General features: G+C 71.5%; 23 protein-coding genes. 13 read left to right on the forward strand and 10 right to left on the reverse strand.

Annotated elements, in window-relative coordinates; genetic code table 11:
• Nucleotides 1-12 precede the first annotated feature (12 nt).
• The 3 genes from G569_RS59225 to G569_RS52675 form a co-directional block, all read right to left on the reverse strand.
• Nucleotides 13-1,170, reverse strand: coding sequence for a hypothetical protein (locus G569_RS59225; protein ID WP_028066135.1), 1,158 nt, complete (start codon nt 1,168-1,170; stop codon nt 13-15).
• Complete coding sequence (locus G569_RS59230; RefSeq protein WP_053227163.1) at nt 1,164-3,530, reverse strand: amidase family protein; 2,367 nt, start codon at nt 3,528-3,530, stop codon at nt 1,164-1,166. The genes G569_RS59225 and G569_RS59230 overlap by 7 nt, the downstream gene beginning before the upstream one ends.
• A gap of 94 nt (nt 3,531-3,624) precedes the next feature.
• On the reverse strand, nt 3,625-3,819 hold the full coding sequence (locus G569_RS52675; RefSeq protein ID WP_037500524.1) for a hypothetical protein: 195 nt from the start codon (nt 3,817-3,819) through the stop codon (nt 3,625-3,627).
• 21 nt (nt 3,820-3,840) lie between these two features.
• Here G569_RS52675 and G569_RS0129860 point away from each other — a divergent pair, with 21 nt between their 5' ends.
• Nucleotides 3,841-4,455 (forward strand): C40 family peptidase, encoded by a 615-nt coding sequence (locus G569_RS0129860; RefSeq protein ID WP_028066136.1) that lies wholly within the window; start codon nt 3,841-3,843, stop codon nt 4,453-4,455.
• On the opposite strand, the gene G569_RS63155 is transcribed toward G569_RS0129860, so the two are convergent.
• Complete coding sequence (locus G569_RS63155) at nt 4,448-4,897, reverse strand: hypothetical protein (protein WP_157592415.1); 450 nt, start codon at nt 4,895-4,897, stop codon at nt 4,448-4,450. The two genes, G569_RS0129860 and G569_RS63155, sit on opposite strands and share 8 nt — an antisense overlap.
• A gap of 138 nt (nt 4,898-5,035) precedes the next feature.
• Here G569_RS63155 and G569_RS0129870 point away from each other — a divergent pair, with 138 nt between their 5' ends.
• Genes G569_RS0129870 through G569_RS0129880 form a run of 3 tightly spaced genes read left to right on the forward strand, consistent with a single transcriptional unit; the run spans nt 5,036 to nt 7,382 of the window.
• Entirely contained in the window at nt 5,036-5,575 is a 540-nt protein-coding gene (locus G569_RS0129870) for a CAP domain-containing protein (RefSeq protein ID WP_028066138.1), read from the forward strand.
• Between the two features lie 54 nt (nt 5,576-5,629).
• Nucleotides 5,630-7,042, forward strand: a complete 1,413-nt coding sequence (locus G569_RS59235; RefSeq protein ID WP_053227164.1) for a PAS domain-containing protein — start codon at nt 5,630-5,632, stop codon at nt 7,040-7,042.
• A gap of 10 nt (nt 7,043-7,052) precedes the next feature.
• Complete coding sequence (locus G569_RS0129880; protein WP_028066139.1) at nt 7,053-7,382, forward strand: translation initiation factor; 330 nt, start codon at nt 7,053-7,055, stop codon at nt 7,380-7,382.
• A 46-nt stretch (nt 7,383-7,428) separates the two neighbouring features.
• Here the strand turns inward: G569_RS0129880 and G569_RS0129885 are convergent, their stop codons facing one another.
• The 4 genes from G569_RS0129885 to G569_RS0129900 are packed head-to-tail and all read right to left on the reverse strand — an operon-like array spanning nt 7,429 to nt 12,246.
• Complete coding sequence (locus G569_RS0129885; RefSeq protein ID WP_028066140.1) at nt 7,429-8,067, reverse strand: hypothetical protein; 639 nt, start codon at nt 8,065-8,067, stop codon at nt 7,429-7,431.
• Between the two features lie 29 nt (nt 8,068-8,096).
• Nucleotides 8,097-9,203, reverse strand: a complete 1,107-nt coding sequence (locus G569_RS0129890; RefSeq protein WP_028066141.1) for a low temperature requirement protein A — start codon at nt 9,201-9,203, stop codon at nt 8,097-8,099.
• Between the two features lie 39 nt (nt 9,204-9,242).
• Nucleotides 9,243-11,792, reverse strand: a complete 2,550-nt coding sequence (locus tag G569_RS0129895; RefSeq protein WP_028066142.1) for a DUF11 domain-containing protein — start codon at nt 11,790-11,792, stop codon at nt 9,243-9,245.
• A 49-nt stretch (nt 11,793-11,841) separates the two neighbouring features.
• Nucleotides 11,842-12,246, reverse strand: a complete 405-nt coding sequence (locus tag G569_RS0129900; protein ID WP_028066143.1) for a hypothetical protein — start codon at nt 12,244-12,246, stop codon at nt 11,842-11,844.
• On the opposite strand from G569_RS0129900, the gene G569_RS0129905 reads away from it, so the two are divergent.
• Nucleotides 12,245-12,832, forward strand: coding sequence for a DUF1989 domain-containing protein (locus tag G569_RS0129905; protein WP_028066144.1), 588 nt, complete (start codon nt 12,245-12,247; stop codon nt 12,830-12,832). The genes G569_RS0129900 and G569_RS0129905 overlap by 2 nt on opposite strands.
• A gap of 53 nt (nt 12,833-12,885) precedes the next feature.
• Complete coding sequence (locus G569_RS59240; RefSeq protein WP_157592416.1) at nt 12,886-13,593, forward strand: collagen-like protein; 708 nt, start codon at nt 12,886-12,888, stop codon at nt 13,591-13,593.
• Between the two features lie 129 nt (nt 13,594-13,722).
• Here the strand turns inward: G569_RS59240 and G569_RS0129915 are convergent, their stop codons facing one another.
• Nucleotides 13,723-14,688 (reverse strand): zinc-binding dehydrogenase, encoded by a 966-nt coding sequence (locus tag G569_RS0129915; protein ID WP_028066146.1) that lies wholly within the window; start codon nt 14,686-14,688, stop codon nt 13,723-13,725.
• 65 nt (nt 14,689-14,753) lie between these two features.
• Here G569_RS0129915 and G569_RS0129920 point away from each other — a divergent pair, with 65 nt between their 5' ends.
• The 3 genes from G569_RS0129920 (at nt 14,754) to G569_RS52695 (ending at nt 17,970) form a co-directional block, all read left to right on the forward strand.
• A complete protein-coding gene (locus G569_RS0129920) occupies nt 14,754-15,863 on the forward strand; it encodes a hypothetical protein (RefSeq protein WP_028066147.1) in 1,110 nt (369 codons plus the stop codon).
• An 81-nt stretch (nt 15,864-15,944) separates the two neighbouring features.
• Nucleotides 15,945-17,057, forward strand: a complete 1,113-nt coding sequence (locus G569_RS0129925) for an NDMA-dependent alcohol dehydrogenase (RefSeq protein ID WP_028066148.1) — start codon at nt 15,945-15,947, stop codon at nt 17,055-17,057.
• Nucleotides 17,058-17,115: 58 nt separating this feature from the next.
• Complete coding sequence (locus tag G569_RS52695) at nt 17,116-17,970, forward strand: AAA family ATPase (protein ID WP_211233133.1); 855 nt, start codon at nt 17,116-17,118, stop codon at nt 17,968-17,970.
• Here G569_RS52695 and G569_RS59245 read toward each other — a convergent pair.
• Nucleotides 17,964-18,431, reverse strand: a complete 468-nt coding sequence (locus tag G569_RS59245; protein WP_157592417.1) for a hypothetical protein — start codon at nt 18,429-18,431, stop codon at nt 17,964-17,966. The genes G569_RS52695 and G569_RS59245 overlap by 7 nt on opposite strands.
• Here G569_RS59245 and G569_RS59250 point away from each other — a divergent pair.
• From G569_RS59250 to G569_RS0129955, 4 genes are all read left to right on the forward strand, one after another.
• Complete coding sequence (locus tag G569_RS59250; protein ID WP_053227166.1) at nt 18,420-18,890, forward strand: vWA domain-containing protein; 471 nt, start codon at nt 18,420-18,422, stop codon at nt 18,888-18,890. The two genes, G569_RS59245 and G569_RS59250, sit on opposite strands and share 12 nt — an antisense overlap.
• Nucleotides 18,891-19,118: 228 nt before the next feature.
• Nucleotides 19,119-20,465, forward strand: coding sequence for a hypothetical protein (locus tag G569_RS0129945; RefSeq protein ID WP_028066150.1), 1,347 nt, complete (start codon nt 19,119-19,121; stop codon nt 20,463-20,465).
• A 28-nt stretch (nt 20,466-20,493) separates the two neighbouring features.
• Nucleotides 20,494-21,264: a hypothetical protein gene (locus tag G569_RS0129950; protein ID WP_028066151.1), complete on the forward strand. Its 771-nt coding sequence runs from the start codon at nt 20,494-20,496 to the stop codon at nt 21,262-21,264.
• A 109-nt stretch (nt 21,265-21,373) separates the two neighbouring features.
• The gene (locus G569_RS0129955; protein ID WP_028066152.1) at nt 21,374-21,880 is read left to right on the forward strand and encodes a hypothetical protein; all 507 of its coding nucleotides are present in this window, start codon (nt 21,374-21,376) and stop codon (nt 21,878-21,880) included.
• Nucleotides 21,881-21,928 lie beyond the last annotated feature (48 nt).

The following is a 21,928-nucleotide window of genomic DNA, read 5'->3' on the forward strand; positions in this document are numbered from 1 at the left end:
TCCCGTGCGGTCTCACGGCGTCGTCGTCGACAGCGTGTAGGTCAGGGTCTTGGCGTAGGTACCGGTGCGCAGCGGGTCGCTCGCGCCGATGTCCTGCAGGAACGTCAGTGCCACGCCGTCGTTGCTGACCGGACCGGTGTAGGTCAACAGGGTGCTGGGCGCACCGCTGACGGTGGCCACGCCCGCCGAGGTGCCGAGCGGACTCGACGCGCTCGCCTTCAACGCGGCCGGGAGCGAGAACGTGCCGTTGACGAGCTTGCCCGGCGCGACGGATGACGGGTCGCCGACGCTCAGTGCGGCGTCGCCGGCGGTGCTGATCACGGTCGCCGTCGAGGACGCGGTGTACGTCTTCGCCACGCCCGGCGTGAAGGCGCCGAAGCTCGGCGCCGCCCCGAGCGTGAGCGACAGCGTCGCCGGCACCGTGCCACCGACGTCGCCGAGCACCGGCGTCTCGGTCGGCCCGTTCGGCACGTCGCCGAGCAGGTCGCCCGGGTGGCAGTGGTGCGGGGAGAAGAACGTCGACCCGGCTACGCAGCGCCACATGCTCGGGTTCGTCCAGCTCGGCGCGAGCCGGACGTTCGTCGCCTGCTCGAAGGCGTAGCCCGCCGCGAGCAGCGCGGCCTCGCCGCCGGCGGTGCCGACGAAGGTTACGCCGATCGGGTTGCGGCCCGCGCCCGCCGTGCCGTAGCCCGCGGGCACCGTGAGCACCGGATAGCCGGCGCGATCGGCGACGCCCACGAGGGCGTCGCCCGACGGGACCATGATCACGTCGGCATCGCTCAACAATCCGTCGATCAGCGCCGCCGCGCCCGCCTTGCCCGCTGCCTTGTCCGCTTCGTAGGTACTCAGGTCTGGCGCATTGGCGGCGATCAGCTGGCCCTGCTGGTACTTCAGCCCCTCGACGGGGTTGGCGGCGTTGTAGTCGATGATCGCCTGCAGTGACATCGAGCGCGGCGCGAGGAACCCGTTGAGGTCGCGCTTGAACTCGCTGGCCACGATGCTCGGCGGGTTCGGGCTCGGCGTCCCGATGGTCTTGGTCACAGGCGTGGCACCGAGGCCGGCGATCGCGGTGATCGCGGCCGGGTAGGGCGCCGCGGTGGAGCTCGTCACCGCGACCTTCTTGCCCGCGAGCGCGGTCGCCGACAGCGGGTACGACCTGCCCGTCAGCACCTCCAGCGCGCTCGCCGCGTCGGCGACTGTGCGGTGATCGGGCCGACCGCGTCCTGCGAGGCCGCGACCGGCAGCACGCCGGTGGTCGGCACCGCGCCGACGCTCGGCTTCAGCGCGACCACACCCGCCGCGCCCGCCGGGGCGACGATCTGCGCCGTGTCGGTCGAGGTCTCCAACCCCACCGCGAGCGCCGCGAAGCCCGCCGCGGTCGCCGCGGCGGCGCCCGCCGCCGAGCCCGCGGGCGTCTTGTCCGTATCCGACGGGAGCAGCACCTGCCCGCCGAGCGACGAGTAGCCCTCCGGCATGTTTGCGTCGAAGAGCCCGCCGAGCTCGGACACGTTGGTCTTGCCGAGCACGATCGCGCCCGCCGCCTTCAACCGGGCGATCAGCGCGGCGTCCGCGCCCGGCAGCGACTTCTGCAGCGCGATCGACCCGCCGGTCGTCGGCAGCCCGGCCACGTCGACGAAGTCGTCCACGAGCACGGGGATGCCGTGCAGCGGGCCGCGCGGCCCGGTCGCCGCGTCCGCGGCACGCGCCTCGGCCACCGCGTTGGGGTTGAGCGACCGCACGGCCTGGATCGAGGGACCCTCAGCGTTGGCCAGCGCGATCCGCGCCAGGTAGGCCTTCGTCAGCGTCTCCGATGTCAACGTCCCGGCGGCGATACGGGCCTTCAGCGACGCGACGGACTCGGTCTCCAGCGAGAAGGGCAGCGTCGGCGCCGGCCCGCCGACGAGCTTCATCGCCGCCTCGTAGTCGGGGTTGCAGCCTCCGCGCGAAGCGAACGGCGGCGCCGGGATCGTCTTCGCGCAGCGGTACATGCTGGGGTTCAGCGACGACGCCGTCTTGCGCTTCTTGGTCGCCTGCTCGAGCACATACGCGACGCCGAGCAGGTCGCGCTCCTTGTACGCGTTGGCGTGGAAGTTGACGTTGACCGTGCGTCGCTGGGTGTCGTTGTAGCCCATCGGGACGGTGACCTGCGGGTAGCCGGCGAGCGGGCCGTTGTTGACGCTGCCGAGGATCGCGATGAAGTCGTCGCTGGTGTCAGCGGGCGTGTCGTTGTTCATCATCCGGTCGATGCCCGACCAGGCGATCTGCTTGCGGATCGGCAGGTTGGTGTTGAACAGCGTCGTGTACTCGGTGCCCGGCCCCCACGGCACCGCCAGGGCGTTCGCGTGGCTCGAGTTGCCGAACTTGAGCGCCTCGTGCTCGTTGGCGGTGTTGTCGGCGACCTCGTCGGCCAGCGACTTGATCGGCGCGCTCGCGCCGAGCCGCTTGTAGTAGAGGTCGATCGCCATGTGCTGCTCGCCGCCGCCGGCCAGCGCGGGCATCGCGCCCGGGTCGATCACGGGCCGCTCGACGAGGATCGCGCCCGCCGCCTCCAGCGCCGCCTTGGCCTCGAGGATCTGCGGCGTCGAGCCGTTGTAGCCGATCCGCTTCCCGCGCACGAAGTTGACGTCGAGCGCGCTCATGTAGTTCGGCACCGTGGGCGGCGCGGGCGGCACCACCGAGGCCGGGTTCAGCGCGCCCCAGTACTCGCGGTAGTAGGCGTCGTTGATCGGGTCCGGCCCGGCGATCGACTGCAGTGTCATCGCGGCGTTGGCGACGGTCCGGTCCATCGGGCCGGCGGTGTCCTGCGACGCGCGGATCGGCGCGATGCCATAGCCCGCCACGAGCCCGACCGTCGGTCGCAGGCCGACGAGCGACTGGGCGCTGGAGGGGGAGATGATCGACCCGGACGTCTCGGTGCCGACGGTCAGCATCGACAGCGCCGCGGCGCCCGCCGTGCCCGAGCCCGAGGAGGAGCCGGACGGGTTCTGGTCGGCGTCGAGGCCGTGGATCACCTGGCCCGTGAGGTTGCTGAAGCCCGACGGCTGGTTGCCGAAGGAGTTCGCGTACTCGGACAGGCCGAGCTTGCCGAGGATCACGACGCCGCTCTCGCGCAGCTTCTTGGCCACGCCCGAGTCGGTCTCCGGGAACGAGTTGCGCAGCGAGTAGTTGCCGGCCGACGTGTACATGCCCTTGACGTCGATCAGGTCCTTGAGCAGGACCGGGAGCCCGTGGGCCGGCCCGCGCAGCTTGCCCGCCTTGCGCTCGGCGTCGAGCCGCGCCGCGTCCTTCAACGCCTCCCGGTTGAGCTGCGTGACCGCGTTGAGCCCCGGCCCGCGCTTGTTCAGGGCCGCGATCCGCGCGATGTACGCCCGCGTCAGCTGGACCGATGTCAGCGTCCCGTTGGCCATCATGGCCTCGGCCGTCGGGCCGTCGAGCGTCTCCAGGTCCAGGATCGGCTCAGCCGCGTGTGCCGGCGTCGCGCAGATCGCGCCCACGGCGCACGTCAGCGCCGCGAGACGTGCCAGTCTCATTCGGTCCCCCTCGTCTCATTTGACCCTCATACGGGAGTCAATTCGGGGGAGGCCCGGCGCGCATTGGACCGGCGGTCGGAGCCGGGTTCGACGCTCAGTCCTTCGGGGGCACGACCGGCGCGGCGTTCTCGTTGCCGGCCTGCACCTCTTCCAGGCGCGAACGCAGGCGCTCACGCAGCTCGTCGGGCGAGTAGTCCGACTGCGGGCGGCGGTTGCGGGCGACCACCGCGCCCGTCGCGGCGACGCCGGCGGCGCCGGCGAGACCGAGGAGCTTCCATCGCGCCTTCATGGTTCGCGTACCTTACCGGCCGTGAACGCCTCGTCGCTGCCCTTTGAAGAAGCTGTCGCCACGACCTCGACCGGCGACATCTGGCTGTTCCGCGGGCGCTCGCTCGCCGATCGCGCCATCCAGACCGTGACCAACAGCCCCGTCAACCACGTCGGGATGGCGATCGCGCTCGACGACATGCCGCCGCTGCTGTGGCACGCCGAGCTCGGCAAGTCGCTCCCGGACGCGTGGACCGGCGAGCGCCACCGCGGCGTGCAGCTGCACAAGCTCGAGGACGCGGTGCGTACGTGGGACGAGAAGTACGGTCAGCGGGCGTGGGTGCGACACCTGGAAGGCGGCTCGGTCACGCGCGAGCAGGAGAATCGGCTGATCGAGACGATCGACAAGTACAACGGCAAGCCGTTCCCGACGACGCCGAGGCTCGCCGCCGGGTGGGCGACGGGCCGGCTGCGCCGGCGCGAGGTGTCGCGCGAGACGATCTACTGCGCCGAGCTCGTGGCCGCGACCCTGCAGCACATGGGCCTGCTGGGCGACGACCGGCCGATGACGTGGTACGACCCGGGCAAGTTCTGGTCCGGCGACGACGTCGAGCTGACGCCGCCGTTCAAGCTCGGCGGCGAGATCGCCGTCACCTGAACGCGCGCCGCCACGAGCGGCGCTCGTCGATCTCGCGGACGAGCCGGCCCGCGAGCCAGTATTCCCAGCTCGGCGGCCCGAGGCGCCGCGCGGCGAGCAGGCCGAGGCCGAGCATGAGCGCCGCGACCGTCCGAGAGGACCGCGGCGTCGGCGCGGTCCCGGGGGTCAGACCGCGAACGCGGGCGGAGCGGTGCCGCGCGCTGCGCTCGAACGCCGCGATCGCGAGGTCCGGAGCGATCCGCCACGTCAGCCCGCGGGTGGCGGACAGCCCTTTGACGTGGGCGGCGATCAGCGTCCCCATCGCGACGCCCGCCACGGCCTCGGGCCACACCGCGGGCGCGGAGAGCCGTTCCGGCTCGGGCAGCACCTCGGGATCGGCGGGCGGCGGCACGTACACGGGCCCGTCCGGGAGCACTAACAGCACCTCGCGGAGTGTGAGCACTTGACAAGTGTCCTCCCCCGACCGGGGGAGGGGGCTAAAGGGACTTTCAACGGACGCCGACGGATCTCCTAGGTCGCAGGTATTCCCATTGGTCCTGGGGAGCGACTGAATCCGTCCCGTCCGTCGGAGGTCTCCTTCATGCGCCGCAATGCGCAGCGTCTCGCTGTCTCGTCCCTGCTCGCCCTCGCCGCCGCAGCCGGTGCCCCGGCCGCCGCGAACGCGAAGGGATGCTCCGGCGCCGACAGCAGCCCGGCCACGCTCGGCCAGGCCAAGACCGCGCACACGACGCTCTGCCTGCTCAACCACGAGCGCACGATCCGCGGCCTCCGCCGCCTCCGTCACGACACCCGCCTGAGCCGCGCCGCCCGCGGTCACGCCGGCGACATGGTCGCCAAGCACTACTTCGACCACACCTCCAAGTCCGGCGCCTCCTTCGTCACCCGCATCAAGCGCACCGGCTGGACCAAGTCGCGCCGCTCGTGGACGGTGGGCGAGAACATCGGCTACGGCGAGGGCTCGCTGGCCACCCCGCGCGAGATGGTCAAGGCGTGGATGCACAGCGCCGGGCACCGTCAGAACATCCTCGCCCGCCAGTTCAAGATGATCGGCATCGGGGTCGCCAACGGCGCGCCGACCGGCGGCGGCGGCGCGACCTACGCCACCGACTTCGGCGGCTGATCCCGGCAGGGGATTTAATGCCGGGGAGTGCCACGTGAACCGGTAAGGAAACGGATGGCGGGCGTCCTCGTCGTGGGCGCCGCTGAGCCGGAGATCCAATCCTGGCTGCGTGCCGCCGGTCACGCGCCCCGTGCCGTACGCCGCGCCGCCGCCGCCGGCCCCGCGCTGGAGGAGGAGCCGGTCGACCTCGTGATCGTCGACCGCGACGCCGCCGGCCTCGACGCGCCCGCCGTCTGCCGGGCGCTGCGCGACGACCCGCGGCTGGGCGACGCGTGGCTGCTGGCGATCACGGTCGCCGCCAAGGGCCGGATGGCCGACTCGGTGCTCAACGCGGGCGCCGACGACTATCTGCACCGCCCGTTCACCCGCGCCGAGCTGATCGCGCGCACCCGCGCGGGCCTGCGCGCCGCCGAGCAGCGCTCCAACGACCGCCTGCTGCGCACGCTGATGGAGAACGTCCCGGGCGCGATCTACCGCTCCGCCTGGCACGCGGACTTCATCCTGGAGGCGATCAGCGACGAGATCGAGCGCATCTCGGGCTACCCGCCGCAGAACTTCCTCGCCTCGCAGCGGCGCACGATCCTCTCGATCGTCCACCCCGACGACGTCGACGTCGTGCTCGAGACGGTCTCGCACTCGACCGAGGCGAACGAGCCGTTCGTGCTCGAGTACCGGATCGTGCGCGCCGACGGCGAGGTCCGCTGGGTGCTCGACCGCGGCCAGCCGGTGCCTGGTCCCGGTGGAAGGCTGTGGCTGGACGGCGCGCTGTTCGACATCACCGAGCGCCGGGCGGCCGAGGCGGCCTTGCTCGCCCACAAGGTCGAGGCGGCGCGCACCGCGGAGCTGCGGGCGTCGCGCCAGCGCATCCTCGAGGCCGCGGACGCCGCGCGGCGCAAGATCGAGCGCGACCTGCACGACGGCGCGCAGCAGCGGCTGGTCTCGCTCGTGCTCGACGTCCAGGTGGCCAAGCGCCGGCTGGCCAAGGACCCGTCGCAGGTCGGGGAGTTCCTCGAGCGGATGGGGACCGAGCTCAAGGAGGCGTCGAACGAGCTGCGCGAGCTCGCCCGCGGCATCCACCCCTCGGTGTTGACCGAGCGCGGTCTGGTGGCGGCGATCGGCGCGCTGGCGACCCGCTCGCCGTTCCCGGTGGAGGTCGTCGAGCCGCCGGAGGAGCGCTTCCCGGCCGCGGTCGAGGCCGCGGCGTACTTCACCGTCGCCGAGGCGCTCACGAACGTCGCCAAGTACGCGCAGGCCACGCACGCGGTCGTGCGGGTGTCGTGCGTGGGCTCGGACCTGATCGTCGAGGTGCTCGACGACGGTATCGGCGGCGCCGAGGTCGGCAAGGGCTCGGGGCTCTCCGGCCTTGCCGACCGCATCGGGGCCAGCGACGGCACGCTGACGGTCGTCTCGCCCGTGGGGGAGGGGACGACGATCCGCGCGGTGCTCCCGCTCAACGGCGCGGGGTAGGCTCGTTCACATGGCCCGCGACGACCGCATGGTGTACTCGTCCTCCGACGGCGACCTGCGCAAGGCCCGCGACCCCGCGCTGACGGCGCGCAAGGCCGCGGGCGGACGCGTGAAGGTCAAACGCGAGACGAGCGGGCGCCGCGGCAAGGCGGTCACGACCATCTACGACGTGCCGCTCGCCGACGACGGCCTGAAGGAGCTCGCCGGACGCCTGAAGAAGCGCTGCGGCGTCGGCGGCTCGGTCAAGGACGGCGTGATCGAGCTGCAGGGCGACCACCGCAACGTGGTCATCGAGGTGCTGAAGGCCGACGGCTACGACGTCGTCGCTGCCGGAGGTTGAGAATCAAGGCAGGGCAGCCCCTCCGCCCCACCCCGATCATCCGACCTTAACGGAACGGCTTGGAGACGTCGGCGCAGATCATGTTCGCGCTGAAGCGGCTCGCGCCGCCGTTGTCCGTGAACTCGATCTGGTAGCTCGAGCGGAACGGGACGATGCCGTTCAGATGGTCCTCGGCGTCGACGGCGTTCCCGCCCGCGCTGAGCGCGACGTCGCCGTCGTCACAGCCAAGGCTCACGCCGCTGACCAGCACGGTCTTCCCGCCGCCCGGCCCGCTGACCAGGCCGGTGGCGACGCCGTAGAGGCGGCTCGGCAGGAAGTCCTCCTCGGACTTGCCGTCGAGCTTGTCGGCGTTGAGGTTGGAGGCCTTGCCTGCGTCGGCGTTGACCGCGATCGGCGGCTGGCCGGCCGGGACGGTGAGGTCGATGCCGCGGCGGCCAGCGCCCGCGCCGCCGTTGACGACCTTGAGGACCGGGCCGATGCCGCTGCCGCTCTTGCGCAGCGACAGGACGCCGTCGTTGAGCTGGTTCGTGCCCTCCAGGACCGTCGACGCCTTGTCGATCCGCTGCGACTGACCGAGCTTGAGCGGGTCGCCGGGGACGGCGTCGGTCGCGGCGAGCGCGACCGCCGGGATCGTGGTGAAGCCGATGGCGAGCGCGACGATCGAGCGCTTACGTGTGAGGTTCATGAACGACGAAGACGCCCCGTCCGGCGCCGTCAGACGGGGGAATCCCCCGCCCGCCCCCTGACCGCCACCACGAGGATCAGCGCGAGCGCGGCGACCTGGGCGATGCCGGCGAGCGCGGTGCCGAGCGGGACCGTCGCCAGCGCGACCGCGGCGGCGATCAGCCGCCCGCTGTTGCGCGGCAGGCCGAGCGTGTGGCGGAAGCCCGTGTCACAGACGATGTAGAGCGCGGTGCCGACCGCCAATGCGACCGCGACCCAGTCGTCGAGCGCGTCGTAGGGATGTCCGATTGCCTTCTTCAGGCCCGCCGCGACCGTGATCACCGCGAGCAGCAGGCCGTAGTGCCAGTAGCCGAAGGCCTGCAGAGCGAGCGGCGCGCGGCGCTCGGCCGGTGCCTCCCCGAACGCCTCCTCGACCGCGTTCTCGTCGCTGAAGTAGACCCACCACAGACCGGCGACGAGGGCCAGCGCGAGCCAGGCGAACAGGATGATGCTCGCGTCGAGCTCGAGGCCTTCGGCGCCGACGCCGAGCACGACGATCGACTCGCCGAGCGCGATGATCACCACCAGGCCGTGGCGCTCGACGAAGTGCGCGACGCCGACGACGAAGCCCTCGACGCTGGTGAAGCGCGGGGTCAGCCAGAGCAGGACCGCGGCGACGGCCCACAGGATCGTCTGCGCGTCACCGCCGAGCGCCCCGCCGGCGACGACGAGGCCCGCGCCGAGCAGGTTGAACGGCGCGATCTTGAGGATCGCCGCGAGCTCCTCCGCCGTCACGCCGCGGGCGAACATCCCGCCGTGCAACGCGGTCACGACCAGGTAGCCGAGGCCGAAGAGCAGCCCGTCCTGTTCGTACGCGTGCGGCGTCGCCAGCGCGATCATCAGGAAGCCGCCCATCCCGCCGAGCAGCAACAGCCGGAAGCGCCCGCTGCTGGTCGGGATCGCGTTCGTCAGCCACGCGTAGCCGTCGTACATCCACCAGATCAGCAGCAGCATCACGACCACCCGCGTCAGCGCCTCGAGGTCGTGGCCCTCGGCCAGGACGTCGGTCAGCTGCGTGATCGTGAAGACGAAGACGAGGTCGAAGAACAGCTCGAGCGTGGAGACACGGACGCTCCGCGGGGCGCTTGGGGAGGACACGCTGAGAGATCATGCCTCCTCGCGCCCCGCGGGTCCGTTCTAAAGCCGCTGAGAGACCTGGAGCACCGCGGCGCCGACCCCGATGCAGTCGCTGCCCTGGTGGTGTTCGACCGCGAGCGTCGTCTGACCGGCGGGGAGGATGCGCGAGACGTCGAAGCGGTCCGTGTCCCACAGGGTCCCGATCTCGAACGGCGGGCCGTCCTGCGGGTCTGAGCCGTCGAACGTGTCGATCAGGTCCATCGTGTCCGCGCCGGTGAGCGTGAAGACCTCGCCCGCGCTCTGGCCGTCCGGGCCGGCGAGGATCAGGCTCGCGGCGCCGCCGATGCTGTTGATGCCGGAGAACGACCGTGTGATGGCCGCGTCGTCGTCGGTGTTGGTGTCGTAGGAGAAGTCGCTCAGGACCTGGTTCTGCGCGCCGCCGCCGACGTAGAAGACGACCAGCGTCGCGCCGTCCGTGTAGGGGAGCGTGCCGTGGGGCTCGCCGTCGACCCGGGTCTCGCCGCGCACGGGGTCGGTGACCTCGTAGGTGCCGTTGCCGGAGCCGGTGACGTACTGCGTCACGTCGGCGGCGTAGCCGACCGTGTTGTCATCGTCCCAGCAGAGCGTGCCGGAGACGTTGGACGCGATGTCCGCCTTGACCTTGTGGCCCTGGAACGTGATCTCGTTCGAGGGCTGCTCGCCCTGGTAGAGGATGCCCCACATGAGCACCGCGCGGCCGACGGTCGCGCCGGCCGGGACGGTCGTGATCTTGATCGAGCCGTGGTCGCGGTTGCGCAGGCCGGTGCCGGCGGCCTCGGCGCCGCACGGGTTGCAGTTGGTCGAGGTGCCGATCGGGACGCTCGCGTTCTCGCTGTCGGTGGCGTCCGCGTTGTCGGCGCGCGCGAACGCGTGGTTGGTGAGCGAGGTGTCGTCGTCCGGGGCCTTCCAGCGCACGGTGACCGTCTTCTCCTCGCCGGGGCCGAGGTCGCCGACGCCGATGACGTAGCGGTCGTTCGGGCCGGCGTCGGCGGGCGCGCCGCTCGGGTCGGAGTCGACCAGCGAGCCCGCGTTGGGCAGCGTGTCGACGACCTCGGCGTTGCGGGCGGTCCCGTCACCGGTGTTCTTGACGCGGATCGCGTACGCGAAGGTCTGTCCGGCGAAGGCGCCGAGCGGGCCGGTGTGCGTGATCTCGAGCTGGGGGCGCGTGACCGGTTGGGGCACGGGAGTGGGCGTGCTCGCCGGCGGCGGGGGATTGCCGCCGGGCGGGCAGCGGTAGAGGTTGATCTTCAGGGCGGGCAACGGCTGGTTGATCTGGAACGGCCCGAAGGAGACGCCGACCTGCGAGCCGCCCTCGATGTCGATCGAGCAGCTGGCATCGAGCGCGACGCTGAACGCGAGCGCGGGCTTGGCGTCGAAGTGGACGTCGGCCACGCCGGCGGCGCCGACCGCGAGGCGGATGCTCGGCCCGACGGCGAACTTGCCGGAGCCGCTGGCCGAGGCGTTCGCGTAGGCCGAGGCCTTCGACGTATTGGTCACGCTCGTGCCCTTGAACGCCATGCCCGCGGTCAGCGAGAAGCCGGCCTCGGCGTTCTGGCGGATGTCCGAGCCGATCGAGGCGGTCGCGAACAGGCCGAACTGCACGTAGGTCGGCACCAGCACCGGGCCGACCGGGATCGAGCCGGGGATCGCGGGCGCCTGGATCTGCGCGGTGCAGCCGGTGTTCTTGCGCAGCAGCACGTCGATGCCGGCCTTGCCGGACAGCGTCAGCGCCAGCTCGCCGTACGGCAGGCCGGTCGGGATGCCCCACGTCGTCGGGATGTGGATCTCGACCTTCCCGTCCAGGCCGAGGCTCTGGTAGGTCGTGACGTGGGAGTCGCCGAGCGAGGCGGTGCAGCGGAAGTAGGGCGTCCCGAGGCTCGCGGTCAGCGGGTCGAACGCCGACGTCCGCGCCGTCGTGACCGTGGTCTTGCCCGGCTCGAAGGAGAGGTGGGTGTCGATGTCGAGCTGCGGGAAGGCCTCCTGCAGGTGGGCGGGGGTGATCGCGACGATCAGCTTGCCGCCCTTGCGGGTGACCTTGGTGACGCGATGGAACACGCCCGCCGGGAGGTTCTTCGTCGGCTTGCCGGTGAGGATCGCGCCCTTGGTGACCTTCGTGCTCGCGGGGAGCGTGAGCGTCTTCGGAGCCGTCGGGTCGCCCGTGAACGTGGCCTTGGCGAAGTTCAGGCCCTTGACGTTGGCGTTGATGATCGTGCCGTAGCGCAGGGCGGCCTTCGCGGTCTTGCCCTTCTTCGCCTTGACCTTGACCGTCTTGACCGCGGGCAGTGCCACGCTGCCGTCCTTGACCTTCTTGCGGCCGCTGCGGATCGTCACCTGGCGGACCGTGAACGTGTACGTGCCCGCGCGGGGGACCCGCAGCGTGGTGGAGCCGGTGAGCGTCTTCGCGTACTTCGGGCCGCGGACCTTCACGCTCCCCTTGATGCCCGGCGGGAGGCCTTTGACGCTGACCGCTATTCGCGTCGGCTTGCCGGCGGCGTGTGCCGCGTGTGGGGCCGCCGCAAGCGCGATGGCGGCGACGACGAGGGAGCTGAGGACCCGCGGACCGAAAGACATCGGCGCGTAGGACTAGCTTCCGGACCGTTGCGTCCCCCTGGCCGGGCGTTCAGGTACGCGGGTGATCCTGGCGCGTCAGACCCATCGCGAGCAATGCCTGCTCAGCGGAGGTTTTCGTGACGCCCAGCCCGCCAGGGCTGATGCGAACGCTCCGGCCGGGCGCCCGCAGCACGATCAGCCAGCTTCCCTGGCGGTCGGGCTCGAGCGCGAACGTCGTCTCACTCACCCACAGTGGCTCGCCGCCGCGCAGCGCCGTGCCGGTGAGCTGCTCGCCCTCCCTGGCGAGGACGACGACGCGGTGCAGCAGGCGGTCGCGGACGCTGAACGCGAACAGCGCGGCGAACACGAGCGCGATCGCCCCGGGCGCGCCCGCCCAGGCGATCAGGACCGCGACGACGACCAGCACCGCCAGGACGGCGAGCCGGTACCGGGTCGGCGAGGATGTGAGCGCCATGGCTCAAGAACTCATACCCGCCCGGCGCGCGGTCGCGGTGCGCGTGGCCCGCGGCGACGCCCTGCGCGTGATCAACACCCACGGCCAGCAGGTCATCGACGCGTGGGCGTTCGTCGACGCGGGCGAGTGGATGTCGATGGAGCACTCCCGGCTGCACATGGGCCGCGTCAACCCAGCGCTCGGCGACACGTTCGTGACCAACCAGCGGCGGCCGGTGCTGACGCTGACCGAGGACACCTCCGGCGGCGTGCACGACACCCTGCTCGCCGCCTGCGACCGCTCCCGCTACGAGCTGCTGGGCGCGCCCGACCATGACAACTGCGCGGACAACCTGCACGCGGCGCTCGCGTCCGTCGAGGTGTCCGTGCCGTGCACGCCCAGCCCGCTGAACCTGTTCGAGAACGCGCCGCCGGCGCGTGACGGCACGATCGCGATCGCCCCGCCGGTCTCCACCCCCGGCTCGTGGGTCGTGCTGCGCGCCGAGCTCGACGTGCTCGTCGTGCTGTCCGCCTGCCCGCAGGACCTGGCCCCGACCAACGGGCCGGGGCCGGCCGACGCGCACTACGAGCTCATGCCCCAGGGTTAAGCCCCGGGTCGGACTCCGCTGACACGGGGCGCGCCGCTCACGAGAGTGGCGGCATGCTCCCCATGACCTCCTCCCGCGTCGCCCTCGGCGTCTCGCTCGCCGCGCTCGCGCTGTCCACCACCGGCACGGGCTACGCCGTGACCAAGCTCTCCGCCAAGAGCGTCGGCGCGCGCGAGCTGAAGGCCGGCGCCGTCCAGTCGCCCGCGGTCAAGGACGGGAGCCTCAAGCTCGCCGACCTCGACAAGCAGGCCCGATCCCAGCTCGTCGGGCCGGCGGGCGCTCCAGGCGAGCAAGGACCGGCCGGCCCGCAGGGTCCCCAGGGATCCGCGGGCGCGGACGGTGAGCCCGGGGCGAGCGGCGTCGTCGCCACCCGCCACATCGACGCGGCCAATGTCTCCACCAGCTTCGCGCTCGGCCCGCAACTGCTGCTCAACTGCAAGACCCCGGCCTACTCCGCGGGCCCGGGGGAGCGGGCGATCGTGACCGCACCCACCTCGATCTGGCCGCTCGGCGCGCCCGCGGGCGGCGTGATGGGCGCGAGCGTGGCCGTGTCGATCGACGGGAGCCCCGGCGCCGTCGCGATCGGCACGCAGCAGTTCGACGACATGGACGGCGGCCCGGCCAGCACCGCGCCGACGGTCGAGCTCGCGCTCGTCGCCGGCAAGAGCTACCGCTTCGCCCCGCTGCTGCAGTCGACCGTCGTCACCAACGTCTACAAATCCGCCTGTCAAGTCAGCGTGCTGATCGTCAGGGGCGCCTGACCAGGTTCACACTTGCAGACCGGACCCAATTGTTGACACTATGAACAGGTCACCGACTGACCACCGGTGATCCACCCGTCGGGCCCGGCGGCGCGAGCAACCTGGGAAGGTCGCGTCGCCGGCCCGCGCTCAGCCCGTCAGGACCAGCTTGCCGAAGACCTCGCCGGCGGCGAGGGCCTCGAAGGCGGAGCGCGCGTCCGCCAGCGGCACCTCGGACTCGATCACCGGCCGCACGTCGCGCTCGACGCACAGTCGCACCAGGCGGTCGAGCTCGTCGCGCGTCCCCATCGTCGAGCCGATCACGGAGAGCTGCAGGAAGAACACGCGGTTCAGCCCCGCGGGCGGGTCGCCGCCCGAGGTCGCGCCCGAGATCACCAACGTCCCGCCGGGCTTCAAGGACTTCAGCGAGTGGTCCCACGTCGCGGCACCCACGGTCTCGGCGACGACGTCGACGCGCTCCGGCAGCCGGGCGCCCGGCTCGAACGCGGCGTCGGCGCCCAGCGACACCGCGCGCGAGCGCTTCTCCTCGGACCGCGAGGTCGCCCACACCCGCAAGCCCGCCGCCCGCGCCAGGACGATCAGCGCCGTCGCGACCCCGCCGCCCGCGCCCTGCACCAGCAACGTCATGCCCGGCACGACGCCCGCGCGGGTGAAGAGCATCCGGTAGGCGGTGAGCCACGCGGTCGGCAAGCAGGCCGCCTCGGCGAAGGAGAGCTCCGGCGGCTTGGGCACGAGGTTGCGCCGCGGCACCGCGACCCGCTCGGCGAACGTCCCGGGGAACCGCTCCGAGAGGATCGAGCGCTTCGGGTCGAGCGTCTCATCCCCCCGCCAGGCGTCATCGCTCACCACTGAGTGCACGACGACCTCGTTGCCGTCGGGGTCGATCCCCGCCGCGTCGCAGCCGAGCACCATCGGCAGCCGGTCGGCGGACAGGCCGACCCCGCGCAAGGACCACAGGTCGTGATGGTTCAGCGAGGCGGCGCGCACTTGGACCGTCACCCAGCCTTCGGGGACGGGCGCCGGGTCGAGCTCGCCGACCACCAATCCGGACAGCGGACTTTCCGCGTTCATATGCGCGGCATAAACACTCAGCACGCCGCGAAACCTTAACCTGCCCGCGGGGTTCAGTCCCGCACACGGATGGCCGATCACAAGCACAGATGCTCCGCTCCCTCGTCGCCGGCGTAAGCCTGCTCGCACTCCTGCTCGTCCTTCCGGCACGCGCCCACGCGGCCGCCGGGATGGAGCTCGCGCTCCAGGACGACGCCGTGTTCGTCGACCAGCGCTGGATGGATCGCGACAACGCCCTCGACCACGCCGTCGAGCTCGGAGCGACGCGGATCCGCGTGAACGTGCTGTGGGCGCGCCTGATCGTCGGCGACGCCCACGACCGCACCACGCCGGACACCGTCACCTACGACTTCAGCCGCATCGACGCGCTGCAGCAGGCGGCGCAGGCGCGCGGCATCAAGCTGCAGCTGACGATCGCGGGTCCCGCCCCCGCCTGGGCGACCGGCGACCACCGGATGGGCAACTACAGGCCCGACGCCGCCAAGTACGGCGCGTTCGTCCAGACCGTCGTCTCCCACTTCGAGGGCCGCGTCGACCGCTACGCGATCTGGAACGAGCCGAACTGGAACACCTGGCTGGCGCCCGGCAGGAGCGCGGCGAGCCAGTACCGCCTGCTCTACGCGGCGGGCTACAAGGCCGCCAAGGCCGCCGACCCCAAGGCCAAGGTGCTGATCGGCGAGCTCGCCCCGACCGGCGGCGGGCGCGCGATCGCGCCGCTGAAGTTCCTGCGCGACGTCACCTGCTCGAAGGCCGACTACAAGGCCGCCAAGCACTGCGTCGGCCTGAAGGCCGACGGCTTCGCGATCCACCCGTACCAGTTCACCGCCGCCCCGACGATCGCCGCCGGCAAGCCCGACGACGTGCCGATCGGCGGCCTCTCGCGCCTGACCTCAGCGCTCGACAAGCTCGCCAAGCGCAAGGCGCTGCGGACCCCGTCCGGCGCGAAGATGGGCGTGTACCTGACGGAGTTCGGCTACCTGACCGTCGGCGCCCGAGCGCAGAAGCCCAAGGTCCGCGCGGCCTGGCTCCAGGAGGCCTTCAAGGTCGCCCGCCACAACCCGCGCGTCAAGCAACTCCTCCAGTACCAGCTCGTCGATCCGCCCGACGACGAGATCTGGCACTCCGCGATCCTGGACCGCGACGGCCGGCGCCTGCCGACCTACGCGGGCCTCGCGAAGGCTTCCGCCGCCAACCACTGAGCGGCTGCGCGCCGGTGCAACGCACCGGATACGACATCAGGGGTACGATCGCGGCGTCGGCGTCACACGAAGGAGGAGTTCGTGAAGACCAGGGCAGCCATGCTGTGGGGAGAAGGCCGCGATTGGGAGATCGCCGAGCTCGACCTCGACGAGCCCAAGCAGGGGGAGGTGCTGATCCGCTGGGTCGCCGCCGGACTGTGCCACTCCGACGAGCATCTGCGCCACGGCGACATCGTGCCGCGGTTCCCGATCGTCGGCGGGCATGAGGGCGCGGGGATCATCGAGAAGATCGGTCCGGGCGTCTCGCGCGTGAAGGAGGGCGACCACGTCGTCACGTCCTTCCTGCCCGTGTGCGGCCACTGCCGCTTCTGCGCGACCGGTCACTCGAACATCTGCGACCTCGGCGCGACGATCCTCGACGGCTGCCTGCCCGACGGCACCTTCCGCTTCCACGGTGAAGGCCAGGACGTGGGCGCGATGTGCATGCTCGGCAGCTTCAGCCAGTACAGCGTGATCTCCGAGACCAGCTGCGTCTCCGTCGACAAGGACCTCCCGCTCGAGACCGTCGTGCTCGTCGGCTGCGGCGTCCCGACCGGGTGGTGCAGCGCCGTCTACGCCGCCGACGTGGTCCCGGGCGAGACCGTGATCATCTACGGCATCGGCGGGATCGGCTCCAACGCCGTCCAGGGCGCGACCCACGCGGGCGCCGCCAACGTGATCGCCGTCGACCCGCTCGCCAACAAGCGCGAGATGGCCGAGGACCTCGGCGCCACCCACACCGTCGCCAGCGCCGAGGAGGCGTACGCGCTCAGCCAGGACCTCACCCGCGGCGTCGGCGCCGACAAGGCGATCATCACGGTCGACATCGTCAACGAGGAGGTCGTCGGCAACGCGGTGACCGCGATCCGCAAGGGCGGCACCGCGGTCATCACCGGCCTCGCGGACCCGAACAAGCTGACGGTCCAGCTGTCCGGCGCGGTCATGACGCTCTACGAGAAGACCGTGAAGGGCACGCTGTTCGGCTCGGGCAACCCGATGCACGACATCCGCAACCTGATCGGCCTCTACCAGGCCGGCAAGCTCAAGCTCGACGAGCTCGTCACCCAGCGCTACCCACTCGACGACATCGGCCAGGGCTTCCAGGACATGCTCGACGGCAAGAACATCCGAGGCGTGGTCGTCCACGAGCACTAGCGCCTCACTGCTCGCGCAGGTCGACGCTCGCATCGTCGGCCTGCGCCGCGAGGCGGAGGTGCTGGCCGCGACGCTCACCTCCGGCTGTCATGTCGTCCTCGAAGGCCCGCCGGGAACGGGGAAGTCGACGCTGCTGCGCGCCGTGGCGGACGGGGCGGGCCTCGGCGTCGAGTTCGTCGAGGGCAACGCCGAGCTGACGCCCGGACGGCTGGTCGGCCACCACGACCCCGCGCTCGTCCTCGAGGCGGGCTACACGCCGGACACGTTCGTCGACGGGCCGCTGATCAGCGCGCTACGCGAGGGCCGCCTGCTCTACATCGAGGAGCTCAACCGCGTCCCGGAGGAGACCCTCAACGTGCTCGTCGGCGCGCTGGCCGAGGGGGAGATCCACGTGCCGCGCCTCGGCCGCGTCCCCGCCCGAGCGAGCTTCCGCCTGATCGCCGCGATGAACCCGTTCGACGCGGTCGGCACCGCGCGTGTGAGCCAGGCGATCTCGGACCGCATGTGCCGGATCGCCATCGGCTACCAGGACGAGGTGGGCGAGCGCGCGATCGTCGAGCGGATCGCCGGCGCGAGCTCGCTCGTGCGACCGGCGGTGACGCTCACCCGCGCCACCCGTGCGCACGCCCAGGTGCGCATGGGCGCGTCGGTCCGCGGAGCGATCGACCTCGTCCGGCTCGGGCGCGAGCTCAGCGGCCTGCGGGGGGAGGCTGAGCCGGCGCCGGGGAACGCGACGTTCGCCGACGCGGCGATCGCCGCGCTGTCCGGGCGGCTGCGGCTCGAGGAGGGCTCGGACACGACCCCCGAGGCGATCGTCCTCGAGCTGATCGAAGGGCTGATCCCCAAGCCCGAGCCCGAGCCACCGGGAAAAGCCGCGGGCCTGCTCCCGGGGGCGGAGCGGGCCGGTCACTGAGCGGCGCGGCCGCGCGGGAGATCGTCAAGGAGCGCGGCCGGCGCACGCTCCGCCGCGACCAGCTCCAGGGTGCGCACGGCCACCTCGAGCGGGTCTCGCCCGCGGTCGGCCGGCTCGACGAGCAGGCGTTCCACGACCTCCTGCGCACCGACCCCGACGCCGCCGTCGCGCTGCTCGCCGACCTCGGCGCCGCGACCGATCCGCAGCTGCGCGCACAGGCCCGGCGGCTCGCCGCGCGGCTGTTCGTCCGCGCCGGCCGGCTCGGCTCGAGCACGACCCGCGGGTACCGGCGGCTCACGCCGGCGCGGGCGGCGGGGGAGGGCGACCTCGACCTCGACCTGACCCTTGAGGTTGCGGGTGGACGGCCGAAGCGGGCCGACCAGCTGATCGCCCGCCAATGGACGGCGCCGCGGCGCGCGCTGTGCCTGCTCGTCGACCACAGCGGCTCGATGCGCGGCCACGCGGTCGGGCTCGCCGCGATGGCGACCGCGGCGGTCGTGCTCAACGGCGCCGAGCGAACCGACGCGAGCACGAGCGTGATCGCGTTCGCCGCGGACGCGCTCGTTCTCCAGCGCCAGGGCGAGCGGCGGCCGCCGTCGGCGTTGGTGGACGACCTGCTCTCGTTGCGTGGAAAGGGGCGCACCGACCTGGCGCTGGCGCTGCGGACGGCCGCCAAGGAGCTGGCGCGCGAGCCGGCCGCGGAACGGCTGGCGATCGTGCTCTCCGACTGCCGGGCAACGGCCGGTGACGATCCTGTGACCGCGCTGAGCGGCTTGGACAGGGTCGACGTCCTCGGCACCGACGACGACCCCGACGCGGTCGCGCTGGGGAAGCGGCTCGCCTCACGCGCGCGCGGGCAGTATCTGCCGGCCGGGCGTTTCAGAGACCTCAGAGCCAGTCTAGTCGCGCTCCTGGCCTAAAGGACGTGTGGAGTCATCTGGACGAATTGCGGCTTGACGAGGCCTCTCATAGAGAGGTACCGTCGCCCGCACTCGGGGTGTGATGTCGCCTCACGGGGAGAGGTGCGTCCTACGATGCTCCGCACGGTCAATTACGGGTCCACGCAGGTTTTTGCAGGAGGGAGAGTGGCAGCGATGCCCTCATTCGGTCTCAAACACAAGCTTGGGGTAGCGGTTCTGACGGCAGCGATGTTCGCGCTGTCCGCGGGCGCCGCCTCGGCCAAGCAGGCCTGGGTCTGGGCCTGTCATGGTCCTAACGGCACACCGATCGGCACGACGATGACGACCGGCGGGAACCTCGACGCCGACGCCACCGCCAACTGCGCCGGCGACGAGAACACCGGCGCGGTCCTGCGCCTCAACGGTGCCAACCCGGCCGGCCGCTCGCGTGCGAGCCTCTCGATCCAGCTCCCCTCCGGCGTCACCGCCAGCCGCGTGATCATCACCCACGCCGTGCACGGCATCTCCGCCGGCGCCCGCTACACGGTCGCGATGGACGGCGCGGGCTTCCTCGTCGACCAGCCGCTGGACACCGCTCCGACGCTCGCGTCGGACTTCACCAAGAACGGCTCCGGAACCCTCACCTTCAGCTTGACGTGTGACCAGGCGGCCGCCTGTGGCGGTCCGGTCTCGGTCGACGTCGTCAAGGTCGCCGTCCTGGTCGACGACTCGCGCACGCCCTACGGCAGCGTCGGCCGCAACAGCCCGGTCAACCAGTCCTCGAGCCTGACCGCCAGCTCGATCGAGGAGGGCGTCGGCTTCAACCGCGCCGACGCGACGATCTCCACCTCGGCCTCCGACGCCAACGTCGTCGCGACGCAGAGCACCGCGATCGGCAACTGCAACGACCTCACGCCCGGTGACGGCACGCTCGACCTGCCGCTGGACAACTCGCGCTGCCTCTCGGGCTCGCAGGCTCCCGTCCTCACGTTCGACACCTCCGCCCTCCCCGAGGGCACCTACTACCGCCGCGTCGTCATCTGGGACGCCGCCGGCAACGGCCAGGACCTGCTCAAGAGCGGCGACTCGGTCTGGGAGGCGTTCGAGGTCTGGCACCCGGTCCTCGGCTCCCCGACGCAGACGCTGAGCATCGGCTCGAGCTCGATCGTCGCCCCGGATCAGAACCCGAACGTCAACCCGAACCAGAACGGGACGCCCGGCAACCAGTCGTCGAGCTGCCGCTCGCCGCGCCTGTCGGTGTCACTCGGCCAGAAGCCGCTGCGTGTCTCGAAGTCCGTCGCGGTGCTGCAGTACGGCAAGCGCTACCGCTTCGAGGGTCGCCTGACCTGCGTCGTCAACGGCCGCCGCATCTCGGCGCCGAAGCGCACCAAGATCGAGCTGCTGAACAAGATCGGCAAGAAGACGACGAGCAAGACCGGCCCGAAGATCGCGGACAAGGGCCGCTTCAAGATCTCGCTGAAGTATCCGGTCGGCTCGCGTACGCTGATCTTCCGGTTCCGCAACGCGGACGGCCAGCGGTCGCAGGTCTCGATCAAGATCAAGACCGAAAAGAAGAAGAAGTCCACGAAGCGCTAAGCGCTCGGACAGGCAGGGAGAAGGCATCATGAAGCGGTACGTGGCGCTCGGCGCCGTGCTCACGGCGCTCGGCGCCGCAGGCGCGGCGGCCGTGCAGGGGGCGGCGGCCGGCGGGTCCGCCGCCCAGACCAAGGACGGCGGGCTGTCGGTCATGCCCGCCGTGATCGAGCACAATGCGCAGCCCGGCCAGCTGGCGTCGATGACGGTCGCGAACCGTTCGACGGCGCCGCTCGAGGTGACCGTCACGCCTCGCCCGTGGGTGCAGGCGGTCACCGGCAAGGTGTCGCCCAACCGGCGCGCGACGCTCCCCGGCGTCAGCGTCAGCCAGACGAAGTTCACGCTCCAGCCCGGTGCCGAGACGGTCGTCACGGCGAACCTGACCTCGGCTCCCTCCGCCGGGTACCTGTACGGGGCGATGGAGGTCGTCGGCGTGCCGACCGACGCCGCGCAGCGCAAGGGCGTCGTGCTCGGCTACCGGCTCGTGGGCGCGATCCGCATCAACCCCGCCGCGCCGAAGTACCTGATCACGGCGGGCAAGGTGAAGGCCTCCGGCAAGACCGCGGTGATCCCGATCAAGAACGGCGGCAACACGGTCGACGCCGTCTCCGGCTCGGTCAAGGTCAAGGGCGCCACCAAGACCGACAACCTGACGATCCAGGCGGTCAAGATCCTGCCCGGCAAGACGGTCAACCTGCCGGCCGGCAAGAACCTCGCCAAGGGCTCCTACACCGCCACGGTGTCGCTCAACCAGCGCGGCAAGAAGGCGCTGTCGGTGAGCAAGACGTTCAAGGTCAAATGAGAAATCTCGAGTTGCGTCCGAATCTTTGTGGAGGCGGCTACGCTCCGATTCCGGCTGCGCCGTGTTGGTGTGAGTCGGTGGTCAACTTGAAGATCCTGGAAGGGAAGCAATGAAGCTGCGAACGATCCTCGCCGCCACGGCGGCCGCCGCGCTGATCGCGCCGAGCGGCGCGTTGGCGCAGACGCCGGATCCGGTCAGTGGCGGCACCAACGTCGGTGGCGTCGTCGGAAGCTTCCTCGAACTGGGCATCGTGCAGCCCGCCAAGGGCTTCGCGGCCTTCTCGAAGGCGAAGTCCTACGAGATGTCCTTCGATGCGCTGGCCACCGCCACCGATGGCACGACGCTGCTGTCGATCGCCGACGGCGACGTCGCGTCGGGCTCGAAGATGGGCCACCTCTCGGTCGGCAGCAAGAGCCTTCCGTCGCCGCTGGAGGCGACCGTCGGCACCGATGCCTTCCAGCCCCTCGACTCGTCCGTCGACCCGCTGCTGCACCGCTGGAACGACGCGATGACCAAGTCCAAGTCGACGGTCAAGCTGCGTCAGAAGGTCACCGGCAAGGCCACGGGGACGTACCGCAAGCTGGTGCTCGTCACGCTTTCCACCGAGACGCCGTAGTCCACGGCGCCTCACGCACTACCGAACGAAAGACCAAGGAGATCCCGA

Origin of the sequence: Solirubrobacter soli DSM 22325 (assembly GCF_000423665.1) — a bacterium.
Lineage (GTDB): Bacteria > Actinomycetota > Thermoleophilia > Solirubrobacterales > Solirubrobacteraceae > Solirubrobacter > Solirubrobacter soli.